14 protein-coding genes are annotated in these 15,344 nt (G+C 40.0%); 12 read left to right on the forward strand and 2 right to left on the reverse strand.

What is annotated here, in order from left to right:
• The first annotated feature begins 67 nt into the window (after positions 1 to 67).
• The 12 genes from H4J39_RS16170 (at position 68) to H4J39_RS16225 (ending at position 13,486) form a co-directional block, all read left to right on the forward strand.
• Positions 68 to 829, forward strand: a complete 762-nt coding sequence (locus tag H4J39_RS16170; RefSeq protein ID WP_182229390.1) for an SDR family NAD(P)-dependent oxidoreductase — start codon at positions 68 to 70, stop codon at positions 827 to 829.
• A gap of 109 nt (positions 830 to 938) precedes the next feature.
• Positions 939 to 2,744 carry an acyl-CoA dehydrogenase gene (locus tag H4J39_RS16175; protein ID WP_182229391.1) on the forward strand — a complete coding sequence of 602 codons (1,806 nt, stop codon included), beginning with the start codon at positions 939 to 941 and terminating at the stop codon, positions 2,742 to 2,744.
• A 90-nt stretch (positions 2,745 to 2,834) separates the two neighbouring features.
• On the forward strand, positions 2,835 to 3,296 hold the full coding sequence (locus H4J39_RS16180; protein ID WP_182229392.1) for a MaoC family dehydratase: 462 nt from the start codon (positions 2,835 to 2,837) through the stop codon (positions 3,294 to 3,296).
• Between the two features lie 163 nt (positions 3,297 to 3,459).
• Positions 3,460 to 4,377 carry an SDR family NAD(P)-dependent oxidoreductase gene (locus tag H4J39_RS16185; RefSeq protein ID WP_182229393.1) on the forward strand — a complete coding sequence of 306 codons (918 nt, stop codon included), beginning with the start codon at positions 3,460 to 3,462 and terminating at the stop codon, positions 4,375 to 4,377.
• A 51-nt stretch (positions 4,378 to 4,428) separates the two neighbouring features.
• A complete protein-coding gene (locus tag H4J39_RS16190) occupies positions 4,429 to 5,610 on the forward strand; it encodes an acetyl-CoA C-acyltransferase (protein ID WP_182229394.1) in 1,182 nt (393 codons plus the stop codon).
• Between the two features lie 82 nt (positions 5,611 to 5,692).
• On the forward strand, positions 5,693 to 7,351 hold the full coding sequence (locus H4J39_RS16195; RefSeq protein ID WP_182229395.1) for an AMP-binding protein: 1,659 nt from the start codon (positions 5,693 to 5,695) through the stop codon (positions 7,349 to 7,351).
• A gap of 151 nt (positions 7,352 to 7,502) precedes the next feature.
• Positions 7,503 to 7,928 (forward strand): DoxX family protein, encoded by a 426-nt coding sequence (locus tag H4J39_RS16200; protein ID WP_182229396.1) that lies wholly within the window; start codon positions 7,503 to 7,505, stop codon positions 7,926 to 7,928.
• Between the two features lie 106 nt (positions 7,929 to 8,034).
• Positions 8,035 to 9,159, forward strand: a complete 1,125-nt coding sequence (locus H4J39_RS16205) for a zinc-binding dehydrogenase (protein ID WP_182229397.1) — start codon at positions 8,035 to 8,037, stop codon at positions 9,157 to 9,159.
• Positions 9,160 to 9,387: 228 nt separating this feature from the next.
• Positions 9,388 to 10,446: a patatin-like phospholipase family protein gene (locus tag H4J39_RS16210; protein ID WP_182229398.1), complete on the forward strand. Its 1,059-nt coding sequence runs from the start codon at positions 9,388 to 9,390 to the stop codon at positions 10,444 to 10,446.
• 106 nt (positions 10,447 to 10,552) lie between these two features.
• Entirely contained in the window at positions 10,553 to 11,242 is a 690-nt protein-coding gene (locus tag H4J39_RS16215; protein WP_259368863.1) for a hypothetical protein, read from the forward strand.
• A gap of 232 nt (positions 11,243 to 11,474) precedes the next feature.
• Positions 11,475 to 12,308, forward strand: coding sequence for a MoxR family ATPase (locus tag H4J39_RS16220; protein ID WP_182229399.1), 834 nt, complete (start codon positions 11,475 to 11,477; stop codon positions 12,306 to 12,308).
• Positions 12,309 to 12,313: 5 nt separating this feature from the next.
• Complete coding sequence (locus H4J39_RS16225; RefSeq protein ID WP_182229400.1) at positions 12,314 to 13,486, forward strand: VWA domain-containing protein; 1,173 nt, start codon at positions 12,314 to 12,316, stop codon at positions 13,484 to 13,486.
• Between the two features lie 36 nt (positions 13,487 to 13,522).
• Here the strand turns inward: H4J39_RS16225 and H4J39_RS16230 are convergent, their stop codons facing one another.
• Positions 13,523 to 14,308: an alpha/beta fold hydrolase gene (locus H4J39_RS16230; protein WP_182229401.1), complete on the reverse strand. Its 786-nt coding sequence runs from the start codon at positions 14,306 to 14,308 to the stop codon at positions 13,523 to 13,525.
• Between the two features lie 109 nt (positions 14,309 to 14,417).
• Entirely contained in the window at positions 14,418 to 15,314 is an 897-nt protein-coding gene (locus H4J39_RS16235) for an alpha/beta hydrolase (RefSeq protein ID WP_182229402.1), read from the reverse strand.
• Positions 15,315 to 15,344 lie beyond the last annotated feature (30 nt).

Here is a 15,344-nt window from a genome sequence, read left to right on the forward strand (position 1 = left end):
CGCTAGCGTGAGCTTGACCAACAGACCCAAACAACGGTCAGGCAATATTTTACTGTGAGGAAAAAAAATGGATCCATTATTAGATTTTACTGGAAAAGTAGCGGTTATTACCGGTGCTGCTCAAGGATTTGGAAAATTATTAGCTGAAGAACTGGCTAAGCGTGGCGCTAAGTTAGTGATCAGTGATATTAACGAAGCAGGTGTTCATAGCGTTGCGGATGAAATTGCGGCAACAGGGGCACAAGTTATCGCATTAAAATGCAATGTTGCTAAAAATGAAGACTGTAAAGCGATGGTTGATGCCGCCATTGAACATTTTGGTCGTGTTGATATTGGTGTTAACAACGCGGGTATTGCCCATGAGTTCCATGCGTTACACGAGATCGACGAAGCGCTCATGGATAAACAATTTGCAGTGAATGTTAAAGGTGTTCAGTTTGGTATGAGTCATCAAATTCAGCAAATGTTAAAACAACAAGGCGGCGCTATTTTGAATGTGAGTTCAATGGCTGGGCTTGGCGGAGCGGCAAAGGTAGGCGCTTATTCTATGGCGAAACATGCTGTGATCGGTCTAACCAAAACAGGTGCTGTTGAATACGGCCGTCATAATATACGCATCAATGCCATCTGCCCATTTTTTACCTTAACGCAAATGGTAACAGATATGGCTGATGAAAATATGCAAAGCAAAATGAGCTTAGGTGCGCCGATGAAACGTCTCGCTGAACCTAAAGAAGTGGTTGCGGTAATGTTAATGATGTTGTCGCCTGCTAATACTTATATGACCGGGCAATGCATCGCAATTGATGGCGGCGTATCTGCCCAGTAACCCTTAAAGGTAAGCTCAAATCACTGCTTTTGTTTAGCTTTATTTTAATACTATGTTTAATCTAGCCCTTGATTTTATGTTTTTGATACCAGAATAAGAAGAGAACAGTATGCTCAATGAATTAATGAATGCACGTGATATCGAATTCATGCTTTATGAATTTTTTGATAGTGAATCACTATTAAAAAGAGAACGATATCAAGACCATGATCGTCAAACATTTAATGACGTTATTGCTACGGCTAAAACAATAGCAGAAAAACACTTCTTACCTATTCGTCAAAAACTTGATACGCATCAGCCTACTTTTGATGGTAAAAACGTACATTTAATCCCTGAACTTAAACCCGCTATTGATGCCGTTATTGCTTCAGGTCTACCCTCAGCCACCGCTAATTACAACACTAATGGTATGCAGCTTCCGCCAATCATCGCAAGTATTGCCAGTTCATATTTGACAGTCGCGGGTGGTGTTGGTTTGGGCTACAACATGTTAACCACCGCTAATGCTAATTTACTTGAAGCACATGGCAGTGACGCACTGATTGAAAAATGGGTGAAGCCTATGCGTGCTGGACGTTTTATGGGTACGATGGCCATGACAGAGCCGGGCAGTGGTTCAGGCTTAGGTGATTTAATTACCAAAGCGACCAAGGCAGCAGACGGCAGTTATCGTATCAGTGGTAATAAAATCTACATCTCGGGTGGCGATCATAACCTAAGCGAAAATATTGTACATTTAGTGCTGGCTCGATTAGCTGGGGCGGCAAAAGGTATAAAGGGCATATCACTCTTTGTTGTGCCTAAATTTTTAGTGAATGATGATGGCTCAATCGGTGCAGACAATGAAGTTGCCTTGTCAGGGTTATTTCATAAAATGGGGGGTCGAGCACAAACGTCTACTTCGTTAAGTTTTGGTGAAAAAAATGGCGCTGTTGGTTACTTGGTTGGTGAAGAAAACCAAGGGCTAAAATACATGTTTCATATGATGAATGAAGCACGCATTATGGTTGGTACAAGCGCTGCCGCTATCGGTATAGCGGGTTATTTGTACTCATTAGCGTACGCAAAAAACAGACCACAAGGTCGTTTGCCTTCATGTAAAGACCCGCTTTCTCCTATGGTTAACATCATAGAGCACGCCGATGTTCGCCGTATGTTATTAGCACAAAAAGCATATGCAGAGGGTGCGTTTTCGTTAGTGCTTTACGGCACACAATTAAGTGACGACGAAAAAACAGCACCGAGTGTTGCCGCTAAAGAACACGCCCACTTATTACTCGACTTTCTTACCCCCATTATTAAAACTTGGCCTTCAGAATATGGCACTAAAGCCAACGATTTAGCCATTCAAGTATTAGGTGGACATGGTTATATTAACGAGCACCCCGTTGAATTGTTTTACCGTGATAATCGTTTAAACACGATTCATGAAGGTACAACGGGTATTCAGTCATTAGACTTATTAACTCGCAAAGTACCGATGAACAACATGGCTGGATACTTAGCCACCCTAGCTGAAATGGGTAAAACCATTGAACAAGCAAGACAGTTTGAAAGCTTATCAGAGTTTACTCAGCAACTAAGTGAAGCGGTGGCTACATTGCAGCAGACCACTGAAGCGGTGTTGGCCGCGATGACGACTAAAAATATAGATTTAGCATTAGCTAATTCTGTTAAATATTTAGAATTATTTGGTCACGTTATTATTGCCTGGTTATGGCTTAAACAAGGCCTTGTTGCCACTAAAGGTCTTGAATTGAAGCCTCATCAAGATGATGCTTGTTTTTATCAAGGGAAACTGCAAACGCTTCAGTATTTTTATCGCTTTGAATTGCCACAAATATCGTTATGGTCAGCGCTTTTACTCAACACCGACAACAGTACCTATGAGATGAAAACCGCATGGTTTTAAAGCACTTTAATTGGGTAAGAGCGTCATATGTATGTTAGGAAAATACTCAACACTAAGCCCCTAATAAAAACAATAATAAAGAGATAGCTTATGCCAACAATAATCAAAAAAGATGAATTAGCACAATACATCGGTTTTCAAGCAGAGCCTACGCCTTGGCATACCATTGACCAAGCACAAATTAATTTATTTGCAGATTGTACACTTGACCATCAGTTTATCCATGTTGACGAAGAGAAGGTTAAAGCAACACCGTTTGGCGCTACGATAGCACACGGGTTTTTATCTTTATCGATGTTGTCTCATTTCGCGAAAGATTTTAGCGTTATTATTGATGGCTTTTATATGGGCTTAAATGCGGGTTTTGATAAAGTGAGATTTTTACAGCCTGTTAAAGTTAATAGCCGTATTCGGGCACATGCTAAAACGTTGGCTATTGACGAGAAAAAGCTCGGTCAATACCGCTTATGTACAGAAGTCACGGTTGAGATTGAAGGTTGTGATACGCCCGCTTTGGTTGCTGAGTGGGTTTCAGTACAAATGGTTAAATAACGGCGCAACTTAGCGAGTTTACGCGTGCTAATAAATTAAAAATGATCATCTAGTTTTATAAATTATGCACTTTATATTTTTTAAAGCCAATTTACAGATTTAAGCCTTTATTGCTTGAGGTTAACGTGAATAGAATCATTAGAAAGTCGATTAAGGAAATATTATGACAATCAGTTTTGCAGGTAAAGTCGCTATTGTTACAGGCGCAGGTAATGGATTAGGTCGTTCGCATGCCTTGGCACTTGCTGCTCGTGGCGCTAAAGTTGTCGTCAATGATTTAGGTGGCGCCCGGGACGGTCGCGGCGCTTCTTCACAAGCCTCACAAGAAGTAGTGCGTTTAATTGAAGGCAGTGGCGGTGAAGCGATTAGCCATGGCGCTAATGTTGCCAACTTTGATGAAGTTCAAGACATGGTTAAACAAGCTATGGATAAATGGGGACGCGTTGATATTCTGATTAATAACGCGGGTATTCTACGCGATAAATCATTCACAAAAATGACCTTAGATGACTTTAAAGTTGTTATGGATGTGCATGTGATGGGGTCCGTTAATTGTACTAAAGCTGTTTGGGATATCATGCGTGAACAAAACTATGGGCGCATTGTGATGACAACCTCATCAAGTGGTATGTACGGCAACTTTGGTCAGTCAAATTATGGTGCAGCTAAAATGGCGGTTCTAGGGCTAATGAATACGTTAGTCATTGAAGGCGCTAAAAATAATATTCGTATTAATGCACTTGCACCCACAGCAGGGACACGAATGACCGAAGATTTAATGCCAGAAAATATTGTCAAAGCCTTTGCCCCAGAAGCCGTAACCGCTGGCATGCTGACACTGTGTGATGATGATGCGCCTAATCGCTTTATTTTATGTGCGGGAGCGGGGGGATATTCAAGTGCAAGTATGTTTGAAACCGATGGCTGTTTTATTCCACAAAACAGTCAAAGCCCCGAAAAAGTGCGTGAATGTTGGAGCGAGCTTAGCAGTCAAACAGACCAAGTTTCCTTAACCTGTGGTGCTAAACAGGGCGAGAAATTTGTTATCAAAGCGATGGCATATATGAAATCACAACAGTAATAGCAATGGCTAAAGCGCGATTATTAACATAATAACGAATAAGGAACATCGATGAGAGAAGCCGTAATAGTATCTGCCGCCCGAACCCCAATTGGTAAAGCTTACCGTGGGGCCTTTAACGATTTATCCGCAGCCACTCTTGCGGCAGTTGCCGTTAAGGCTGCGGTTGAAAGGGCGCGAGTTGATCTTAATGAAATTGAAGATTGTATTTTTGGCGTCGCGTTAACCCAAGGTAACCAAGGGATGAATTTTGGCCGACAAGTGGCTATGGCTGCCGAGTTACCGGTTTCTGTTGCGGGCATGACTGTTGACCGTCAATGTTCATCAGGTTTAATGTCTATTGCTAGCGCTTCAAACCATATTGTTTGTGATGGTGCTCAGGTGGTTATAGCGGGTGGTTGTGACTCTATTAGTTTAGTGCAAAATGATAAAATGAACATGAGTCGCGCGGTTGACCCTAGTGTAAAAGCATACCGTCCCGCTATTTACATGCCTATGCTCGATACTGCTGAAGTTGTCGCTAACAGGTACAACATTTCTCGAGAAGAGCAAGATGCTTACGCGCTTAGCTCTCAACAGCGTACCGCTGCCGCACAAGATGCGGGTAAATTTGATGATGAAATTGTGCCAGTTACCTGCACTAAGTTGGTGATGGATAAAACGACAGGCGAGATAAGTAAAGAAACCGTTACCTTAACCAAAGATGAAGGTAACAGGCCATTAACTAACTTAGCTGGGCTCTCTGGTTTAAAAGCGGTTAAAGATAATGGTTCAATTACAGGCGGTAATGCTTCTCAGTTATCTGACGGCGCAGCGGCTGTTGTGCTAATGGAAAAAGGCTTAGCAGAACAACGCGGTCTCAAACCTTTAGGTGCTTATCGCGGTATGGTGGTTGCTGGCTGTGAACCCGATGAAATGGGTATTGGCCCTATTTATGCGATACCCAAATTATTAGCACGTAATAACTTAACCATTGGCGATATTGGCTTATGGGAGATTAATGAAGCGTTTGCTGTACAGGTTTTATACTGTGCTACTCAATTGGGCATTCCACAAGATCGCTTAAATGTTAACGGCGGTGCGATTTCAATTGGTCATCCTTATGGGATGAGTGGTACACGTATGGTTATGCATGCCCTTATTGAAGGTAAACGTCGAGGGGTAAAATATGTAGTGATCAGCATGTGTATTGGTGGTGGACAGGGCGCTGCTGGTTTATTTGAAGTACTTTAACTGTTTAAAATAAAACATTTAACGTGGCATAACTATAATAATAATGTCATGCATAAAATAAGTGATTGGGGAGACGAAAATAATGGAAAAAATTTGGCTTGAAAAGAGTTATCCGAGCGGTGTTGATTTTGAAATAAATCCAGATAAATATAGTTCTTTAGCTGGCTTATTTACTAAATATACTAAGCTATATCAAGATAATACCGCGTTTATTAATATGGGCGCGAGTATTACTTATCAAGAACTGGGTGAGCAAGCTAAAGACTTTGCTGCCTATTTACAGCAAGACTTAGGATTAGTTAAAGGTGATAAATTTGCCATCATGATCCCTAATCTTTTACAATATCCTATCGCCTTATTTGGTGCGTTAATGGCAGGTTTAACTGTCGTTAACGTTAACCCGTTATATACACCTCGAGAATTACAACATCAACTAAAAGACTCAGGTACAAAGGGTATTCTTATCCTTGAAAATTTTGCCCATGTACTTGAAGCGGTTATTGATAAAACAGATGTTGAACATATTGTCATTACTGGTGTGGGCGACCGATTAGGAAAAGTAAAAGGCTTACTGGTAAATAGTGTACTTAGGTATGTAAAAAAACAGGTGCCAAGTTTTAATTTTCCTCAAGCCGTCAGATTTAATAAAGCGATGGAAACAGGTGCTAGGTTAAGTTTTACTCCGGTCGAGGTTACCGGAGCTGATCTGGCCTTTTTGCAATATACTGGTGGTACCACGGGGCCATCAAAAGGTGTCATGCTAACGCACCGCAATATGGTTGCTAACCTTGAACAATCTAATGCAGCAACCAAAAATGTCTATGATGTTGGTAAAGAATTCATGGTTACCGCGCTACCGCTTTATCATGTCTATGCGCTAACCTCTAATTGTTTATGCTTTCTGCCCTTTGGCGGCACTAATCTTTTAATTACCAATCCCAGAGATATGGCGGGCTTTGTTAAAGAGCTGGCTAAATATCCTTTTACGGTAATCACCGGCGTAAATACCTTATTCAATGCGTTATTGCATACCCCAGGATTTGACCAACTTGATTTTACGCCTTTAAAGCTCGGGTTTGGTGGCGGCATGTCTGTACAGCGTCCGGTAGCAGAGCTTTGGGAGAAGGTCACAAAAACACGCTTACTAGAAGGTTATGGCCTGACAGAATGCGCTCCTTTAGTAACCATGAGCCCTTATAACCAAGCAAGCTTTAATGGGTCAATTGGTGTGCCTGTTTCTTCTACCGATATTCGCCTAATGGATGATGATGGCAAAGAAGTTGCACTTGGTGAGCCGGGTGAAATGTGGGTCAAAGGCCCACAAGTAATGGCCGGTTATTACAACCGTCAAGAGGCAACGGATGAAGTCTTAAAAGATGGGTGGTTAGCCACGGGTGATATTGCCACGATGGACGAGAATGGCTTTTTTAAAATTGTTGATCGCAAGAAAGATATGATTATTGTTTCTGGTTTTAATGTCTTTCCCAATGAAATTGAAGAAGTGCTTGTTATGCATGGTGGGGTACTTGAAGCCGCTGCTATTGGTGTACCTCATGAATCAACGGGTGAGGCGGTCAAAGTTTTCATTGTACGTAAAGACCCGGAATTAGTTGAACAAGATATTCTAGACCATTGTCATGAACAGTTAACAAACTATAAACGGCCTAAGTTGGTGGAATTTATTGATGAGCTACCAAAGACCAATGTCGGTAAAGTATTACGCAAAGCGCTACGTACATAAACGAAAGCTCAGTAACGTAAATTGCTCACTTACGCGGGCTATAAATAAGTCATAAAGGTATGTTAGTGTGGCCTCAATCAAACGTTGAGGCCAATAGCCTTAAAAATTGATAGCAAGTTAACACCGGTTTATACATAAAAAGGATTTACTCTTGAGTATTATTGAAAATAGCTGCCTTTTGCTGGGCCGTTTTTTGATGGGAAGCTATTTCATTCTTCCTGCTGTTAGTAAAATCAACAAATTTGACGGCACAATGACCTATATGGAACAGCATAATGTTCCCATGATTTCAGTATTATTAGTGGTGACTATTATCATTCAATTGGTTGCAGGTGCTGCGATTATTGTTGGTTTTAAAGGAAAAGTAGCGGCGTTTATATTAGCAGGTCTAACCTTGGTCATTAGCTTATATATGCATAACTTTTGGGTAATGGAAGAAGGTTTAGCACGTAGTCATGAATTGCAAAATCTATTCAAAAATATGGGCATTATGGCGGGTTTATTAATGATCACGGGGTTAGGTACGGGCAAATATAGTATCGACCAACATAACGCTATTCAAAGTGATGGGTATTAAGCCATTAACCTATGTCCGTATTGCTAATTTTAGCCCTGTAGGGCCAATGAAATTAGCGCTATAAACGATAATCATAAAAACGTTCACAGATGGAGAGCACGCGATAATGACAACGTCAAAACAACTATTTACCCTTATTTCTAATGTGGGACAACTTGAAATATCTTTAAAGACTGTCGATGTACCTCAACCTAAAGCACATGAAGTCATTGTTCGCATTGAAGCTGCTCCTATTAATCCATCAGATATGTGGCCAATGTTTGGTCCGGCTAATTTGGCGGAAGCAGTACTTAGCGAAGATAAATTAACGTTTAGTGCGCCGGTAAATAAAGGTATTTTACCACGTATTAAATCACGTTTAGACCAAGTGCTACCTATTGGTAATGAAGGTGCGGGTACTGTGATAGCTGCTGGTGACAGTGAGGCTGCACAATCGTTAATGGGGAAAACAGTCGCCATATTGACGGGGGGCACCTATGCTCAATATTGTTGCGTACCAGTACAAGCGTGTATTGTGCACAAAGAGAGTACGTCTGCGATTAATGCTGCGTCTTCATTTGTAAACCCTTTAACCGCATTAGGTATGGTAGAAACCATGCGTATGGAAGGTCATACAGCCTTAGTGCATACAGCGGCAGCATCGAGTTTAGGGCAAATGCTGAATAAAATTTGTCTCGCACAAGACGTATCACTGGTTAATATTGTTAGAAATCAGCAACAGGCCGAGATACTTAAAGAGATTGGCGCGACCTATATTTGCGACTCTTCAAGTAAAACCTTCAAAGCGGATCTTTATCAAGCGATTAACGAAACAGGGGCAACTCTAGCTTTTGATGCTATTGGCGGCGGCGAGATTGTCAGCGATATTCTTACCGCGATGGAACAATCAGGTAGTAAAGACGCGGTAGGTTTTAATACTTATGGCTCTGAATCTAACAAACAAGTTTATATTTATGGCGGTTTAGACTTCTCGCCAAGTATTTTAAATCGTGCTTATGGCATGACGTGGGGCATAGGCGGCTGGTTACTGATGAGATTTTTAGCTAAGTTGCAACCCCAGCAAATTGTTAAGTTACAACAACAGGTGGCTAATGAAATCACCACAACCTTTGCCTGTACCTTTACTGAAGAGCTAAGCTTTGAACAAGCGATGACCCCAGCAATTGTTTTGCAATACAACGCGAAAAAAACGGGTGGAAAATACTTGATTAACCCCAATAAAAACTTATAACTTGGTTGCAGGAAACTATAATTATCTTGTTATAGTTTCCTTATTTCTCTCGATCTACTTGTTATATATTTCTCAGCGACCCTTTACTTTGTATTCTTTAAAAGAATAATGAGCCATAAGTACTATTCATTTGTTTAATTTATTTCTAACGTTTACCCTACATTATCCTTATAATAATGGTTGTGATTATTACCTAAAAGCAAATGACTCAATAAGATGCTACACAATATGTTAGAAATTTATGCTGGCGAATCAGCCTTAAAGACGATTAAAGAAAAAGGATTTTCACCTGAGTTATTTACCTCTTTTTTAGGGGCAAGTGGCGGCCCTAAATGGTTTACTTTATATGGTTTAGATAAGTACCTCTTTAGTGAGTTTTTTAACAATAAAGAACAAGACTTAAATCTTATTGGTTCAAGTGTAGGTGCATTTAGAAATGCCTGTTTTGCGCAAAAAGATCCACTTGCTGCGATAGAACGTTTAGCCAAAAATTATTATGAAACCACCTATACGGATAAAGCTAAATCTGAAGAGGTTAGTCAAAAAGCCGTAGCAATGATGGACGCTGTTTTTGGTGAAACGGGCGAACAAGAAATAGTTGATAATCTTCATTTTAAAGCGCATTTTATCGTCGCTAAATGTAATGGTTTTGTTGGTTCTAAAAATAAACTTTTACAAGGGATCGGTCTAGCCAAAAGTTATGTGAATAACCGTATTAGTCGCCCGCGATTAAACAGCCAGTACGAGCGTTTTATTTTTCAGTCGAGCCACAGCGACCTACAGCTCGAGGATCCCGATAAAATTTCCACCACACGTGTTTCATTTTCAATAGCAAACATTCGTAACGCGTTACTAGCTTCAGGTTCGATCCCAATGGTAATGGAAGGTATTAACCATATTGAGAACACACCTAAAGGTATGTATCGAGATGGTGGTATTGTTGATTATCACTTTGATTTTGCCATTAAGAATCCAGGGTTAACGCTTTATCCTCATTTTAGCTCAACGCTTAAAGCGGGTTGGTTTGATAAAAATTTATCAAGAAAAGTCAGGCTGAAGCATTATGACAATACGGTGCTGATCTGTCCTTCAGCAAAATTTATTGATGCCTTACCTCATCATAAAATACCTGACAGAAAAGACTTTGTTGTGATGACGCGAGAGCAGCGGATGTTATATTGGCAACAAGTGATGACTGACAGCGAAAAACTCGCTGAATCGTTCGACCAGTTTTACCAAAATCAAGATATAAGCCAGATAAAAAACATCAAGCAGTTGTTGGCTTAGTTTTTAAATGAGTAATTAAATTAACCGCTAAATAGGCACTAAAAAAACACCTAAATAATAATAAAGTTACCCCCTAAACGAGCACTTAATTAACATGGAAATAAATATGTCCCCAAAAATTTTACATACTTTGATGCGCAGTGTAATGCTGATTTTTTTAGTCTCGTTATCTGTTCATGCCGAAACAGAAGATACCCCTCAAGTCAATGAAGCCGTCGGTGCTCATGACAGTAAAGTGGCCAATAAGGCTGCAGAATCTATGAAAGTGAATGTTGATGAAAATAGCTTTCAATGTATAAGGAAAATGTCGCCGGTAAGGCATTTTTATGTTGATAATCTTTTGGGTGATATACAAAGCACTATGGCTGCCGCTAATGCACCAGAAGGCGCTAAGTATCCTGTTGGCTCTGTTGTACAACTTGTTCCCACAGAAGCCATGGTTAAGCGAGAAAAAGGCACCTTTCCTGCAACCGGAGATTGGGAGTTCTTTGAACTTGAAGTAAATGAAGAGGGTTCAACCATAGGAAAACGTGGTTTTGTTGATGTCGTGAATCGTTTTGGTGGTAATTGTTTTTCATGTCATGCACCCGCTCGTGAACCTTGGGATTTCATTTGTGAATCAGGCCATGGCTGTGAAACCATTCCTATTGATCATAAAATGACGGGGGCACTTCAGCGTTCAGACCCACGCTGCGAAGATGCAGTTCCTGAAGATGGCGACTGGATGGCACTTTTCAAACTTAAGAGCATGGTCAGTATTGGTTTAACTAAAAAATGGTTTGAAGATACATTTTAACGTAACCGCATGGCTTTCATTTAGTCATGGTATGACTAAAGGTCAGTATGTGATCGTTAGCTCAATTGTTGACGAAGTAGAAATTGTAGTGGTGATAACCGACGCGAATTGCCTAGATAGCTAACGGGCACGCCGCACTTAACGGGATACCCGTTGCCATTAAAGTCGCATAGATGATAATTTATGCGACGATAACTTATTAGTAAATATTTAAGCCCAAGAGAGTAATGAAATGTTTAACAGTACAGAAAATTATATTGCATCAGACGAACTTCGCTTAGCAGTTAACGCGGCAATTACCCTAGAAAAACCACTGTTGATTAAAGGAGAGCCTGGCACAGGTAAAACTCAGTTAGCCGAAGAATTAGCAAAATCTCTCCATTGTAAATTATATCAATGGCATATTAAATCGACGACTAAAGCACAGCAGGGCTTATACGAATATGATGCAGTATCACGATTACGAGACAGCCAGTTAGGTGATAAACGTGTGCACGATATCGGAAATTATATTGTAAAAGGTAAACTCTGGCAGGCGTTTGAAGAAGAACAACGTCCCATTTTATTGATTGATGAAATAGACAAAGCGGATATAGAGTTTCCTAATGATCTCCTGCAAGAATTAGATAAAATGGAGTTTTATGTTTATGAAACTCAGCAAATCATTAAAGCGAAACAACGTCCGATCATCATTATTACCTCAAATAATGAAAAAGAGCTGCCAGACGCATTTTTAAGGCGTTGTTTTTTTCATTATATTAAATTTCCGACCAAGGTAGAGATGGAGAAAATTATTGCTGTTCATCACCCTGATGTAAAAAAAGAACTACTTGCACATACCTTAGAAGTGTTTTTTAATCTTAGAGATATACAGGGTATTAAGAAAAAGCCATCGACCTCAGAATTGATTGACTGGTTGAAATTACTGGTAGCCGACGATGTATCTCAAGATATATTGATCAATAAAAAGACCGATATCATTCCTTTATTTGGCGCGCTGTTAAAAAATGAACAAGATGTATCTTTGCTTGAAAAGCTTGCTTTTATCAGTCGTAGAAACAGGTAAAGAGCGTGTTTATAGATTTATTTTTAACCCTAAGAAAACACAAAGTTCCTTGTAGCTTACGCGAGTTATTAGACCTTATTGCGCTATTAAAAAAAGGTGTGGTTTTTGCGAATACTGAAGAGTTCTATCACTTAGCGAAAATTGTAATGGTTAAAGATGAAATTCATTATGATAAATTTGATAGTGCCTTTGCAGAATATTTTGAAGGTATTCAAGCGATTGATATTTTCGATAAAAGCTTGCCTGACGACTGGCTAAGAAAAGAGTTTGAAAAAAACTTAAGCCAAGAAGAAAAAGACAAGTTAAAAGCATTAGGCGGTTTAGACGAACTAATGAAAACGCTAAAAGAACGTCTTGAAGAGCAAAAAAAACGTCATGCAGGGGGAAAAAAATGGGTGGGTACGGGTGGAACATCGCCTTTTGGCGCCTATGGTTATAACCCAGAAGGAATAAGAGTTGGGCAAGATAAAAATCGAAATAACAGTGCGGTTAAAGTCTGGGATAAGCGAGAATTTAGAAATTTTGATCAAGACCGAGAACTCGGTACTCGAAATATAAAATTAGCGCTTAAAAAGCTCAGGAAATTTGCTAAAACTGGTGCGAGTGAAAAGCTTGATATTAATACCACCATTAGTGCTACGGCAAAAAATGGCGGTTTACTTGATGTGCATATGGAAGCAGAACGTCATAATGCTGTCAAAGTATTGATGTTTTTTGATATCGGCGGTTCTATGGATGAATACATTCATACGTGTGAGGAGTTGTTTTCGGCCGCGCATACTGAGTTCAAACACCTTGAGTTTTTTTATTTTCATAACTGTGTGTACGAAAGACTATGGAAAGATAATAGTCGAAGACGAAGCCATACGGTCGATTTAGAAGAAATTATTAGAACGTTTGGTTCTGACTATAAAGTTATTTTTGTTGGCGATGCGACAATGGGGCCTTATGAAATTACTGCGCCTGGTGGCAGTGTAGAACACTGGAATGAAAAACCGGGTATTGATTATATGCAAAGAATTGTTGGGCACTTTAATAAGGTGGCTTGGTTAAATCCACAACCAGAAAGCCACTGGGATTATCACCATTCTATCTCAGTGATCAGGCGTTTAATCAACGAGAAAATGTTTCCTTTAACCGTGGACGGTATAGGACGAGCGATTAAAGAGCTAAGCTAAGACTTTTGCCGATATAACCTTAGCTTAGTCGGCCGGTTACCAGTCTTTTATGATGTTATTTATGATTGCCGCTGTTTTTTCTGGTTGCTCAAGCGGAAACATATGGCCGCCATTGGCTATTTGAGTCAGTGGTATATCATTCATCTTAGCAAAGCGATTAAAATAACTAACCGGTAAAACATCTGTTTTCTCGCCATATATCAAAGCAGACGGCACAGTAAGTTTATTTTTAAACGTTGTTAAATTACAAGGTAAATGTCTAAATATGTCCGCTTCAACGTCGGGAGAAAACATTAACTCCCATCTTTTATTTTTTAGCGTGACTGCGCTGTCTACATAATCTTGTAAGCACCGTGGATCGAAATGTTGAAAGAGCTTTTTATTGGCAAAATTATTAACTAACTTTGTTTCTGAAGGCCAATGTTTTTGTCTGTTTTTAGCACGCCCCGCGGGTGATATTTTATCAATGAAAGGCGTTTTTTTAGCGAATTTTAAAAACCAAGATAAGGGGCCAGAAAATACTGGAGGGTCTAACATTACCACCCCACGAAAGAGCTCAGGATGCTGACACGCCGCCATAAAAGATATGACACCACCAAAAGAGTGGCCAATACAGATAACTTTTTGCTCTTGTTTTTTAACAAAGTCGACCAGTTCATTCACTAGAAATTGCCAGTTGTTATGGATAGGGTAATTATCGTCATGCCCATATTGCTCTAAGGCAATGGTTGAATAATCGGTTGCAAATAGTGATAGGAAAGTGCGATAACTTCCGGCAGGGAAGCCATTTGCATGGACAAAATTAATAACAGGTTTTGACATATAAGTTTATAAACACCTAATAAAATAATTACTTTAAAGACAGTGACCGTTGCGTTTAGCTTGAGAGGGTCAAGTAGAAGTCAACTAAACGTGTTTCACCGTCACGCGGTTAGAGGTAGCGATCAAAAAAGTTCACCACACTCGTTTCAGCTTTTTCATTGTCGAGTTGCCATAGCTTAGTATGCTCACCATTTTCAGCTTGCCAAAACTGTTTAGGTGCTTTAGCCGCGGCAAATAAACGTTGTCCATGTTCAAATCCTACTGTTTTATCAGCTGTGCCGTGCATGATATAGATAGGTCGGGGAGATATTTTCGCAATGTATTTTTCAGGGTTAATCTCATCAATATCTAAATCGCCACGCCAAGCAAAAAATTTCGCCACCATCGGCATCAACGGATAACGAGGTAAACCGTATAGTACTTTTGCCTGTTCAGCGAGAACGTCCATCGAATTAGCATAGCCACCACTAAAGACTCCGGCTTTAATTCGTGGATCTTTAGCCATCACAATCATGCTAGTTGCTGCGCCCATTGAAAAACCCATAACCCCAATTGAGTCGATATTTCTCTCAACCGTTAAATAATCTAAAGCGGCAATCACGTCTTTTTTCTCGTGATAACCCATTGTAGAAATAATTGTAGGGTCTTGGCGAGGATGACGCAGGTCAATGGCTAAGACATTATAGCCGGCTGCGATAATAGCTTTAGCGTATCGCATACCTTCGGTCCGATTTGCTGTGCGGCCATGAACTAATAAAATGGCTTTTTTGGCGTTTTTATTTCTAGAAGGCATATACCAAGCAGGTAAAGTTAAACCGTCACTTGTTTTGAAAACAATATTTTCAAAGGTAATACCTTGCTCGCTTGGCTCGCCACAATAGAAGAAACGCTCGAGCGTACATTCGGTGATCGGTAGCATTAATATTTTCGAAGAAAAATACCAGGCACTGCCAAAGTAAACACAGGAAAATAATAAGACAAAGAACAGTGCTATTTTTTTTATCATCAGTTAACTACCTAAAAAATAATGAACAAT

The organism is Colwellia sp. Bg11-12 (genome assembly GCF_014076955.1).
Classification (GTDB): domain Bacteria; phylum Pseudomonadota; class Gammaproteobacteria; order Enterobacterales; family Alteromonadaceae; genus Colwellia_A.

Bases quoted from the DNA above. Each gene is read 5' to 3' on its own strand.
- H4J39_RS16235 (WP_182229402.1), bottom strand. From the start codon at position 15,314: ATGATAAAAAAAATAGCACTGTTCTTTGTCTTATTATTTTCCTGTGTT.
- H4J39_RS16230 (WP_182229401.1), bottom strand. From the start codon at position 14,308: ATGTCAAAACCTGTTATTAATTTTGTCCATGCAAATGGCTTCCCTGCC.
- H4J39_RS16220 (WP_182229399.1), top strand. From the start codon at position 11,475: ATGTTTAACAGTACAGAAAATTATATTGCATCAGACGAACTTCGCTTA.
- H4J39_RS16170 (WP_182229390.1), top strand. From the start codon at position 68: ATGGATCCATTATTAGATTTTACTGGAAAAGTAGCGGTTATTACCGGT.
- H4J39_RS16210 (WP_182229398.1), top strand. From the start codon at position 9,388: ATGTTAGAAATTTATGCTGGCGAATCAGCCTTAAAGACGATTAAAGAA.
- H4J39_RS16175 (WP_182229391.1), top strand. From the start codon at position 939: ATGCTCAATGAATTAATGAATGCACGTGATATCGAATTCATGCTTTAT.
- H4J39_RS16195 (WP_182229395.1), top strand. From the start codon at position 5,693: ATGGAAAAAATTTGGCTTGAAAAGAGTTATCCGAGCGGTGTTGATTTT.
- H4J39_RS16180 (WP_182229392.1), top strand. From the start codon at position 2,835: ATGCCAACAATAATCAAAAAAGATGAATTAGCACAATACATCGGTTTT.
- H4J39_RS16190 (WP_182229394.1), top strand. From the start codon at position 4,429: ATGAGAGAAGCCGTAATAGTATCTGCCGCCCGAACCCCAATTGGTAAA.
- H4J39_RS16215 (WP_259368863.1), top strand. From the start codon at position 10,553: ATGTCCCCAAAAATTTTACATACTTTGATGCGCAGTGTAATGCTGATT.
- H4J39_RS16185 (WP_182229393.1), top strand. From the start codon at position 3,460: ATGACAATCAGTTTTGCAGGTAAAGTCGCTATTGTTACAGGCGCAGGT.
- H4J39_RS16205 (WP_182229397.1), top strand. From the start codon at position 8,035: ATGACAACGTCAAAACAACTATTTACCCTTATTTCTAATGTGGGACAA.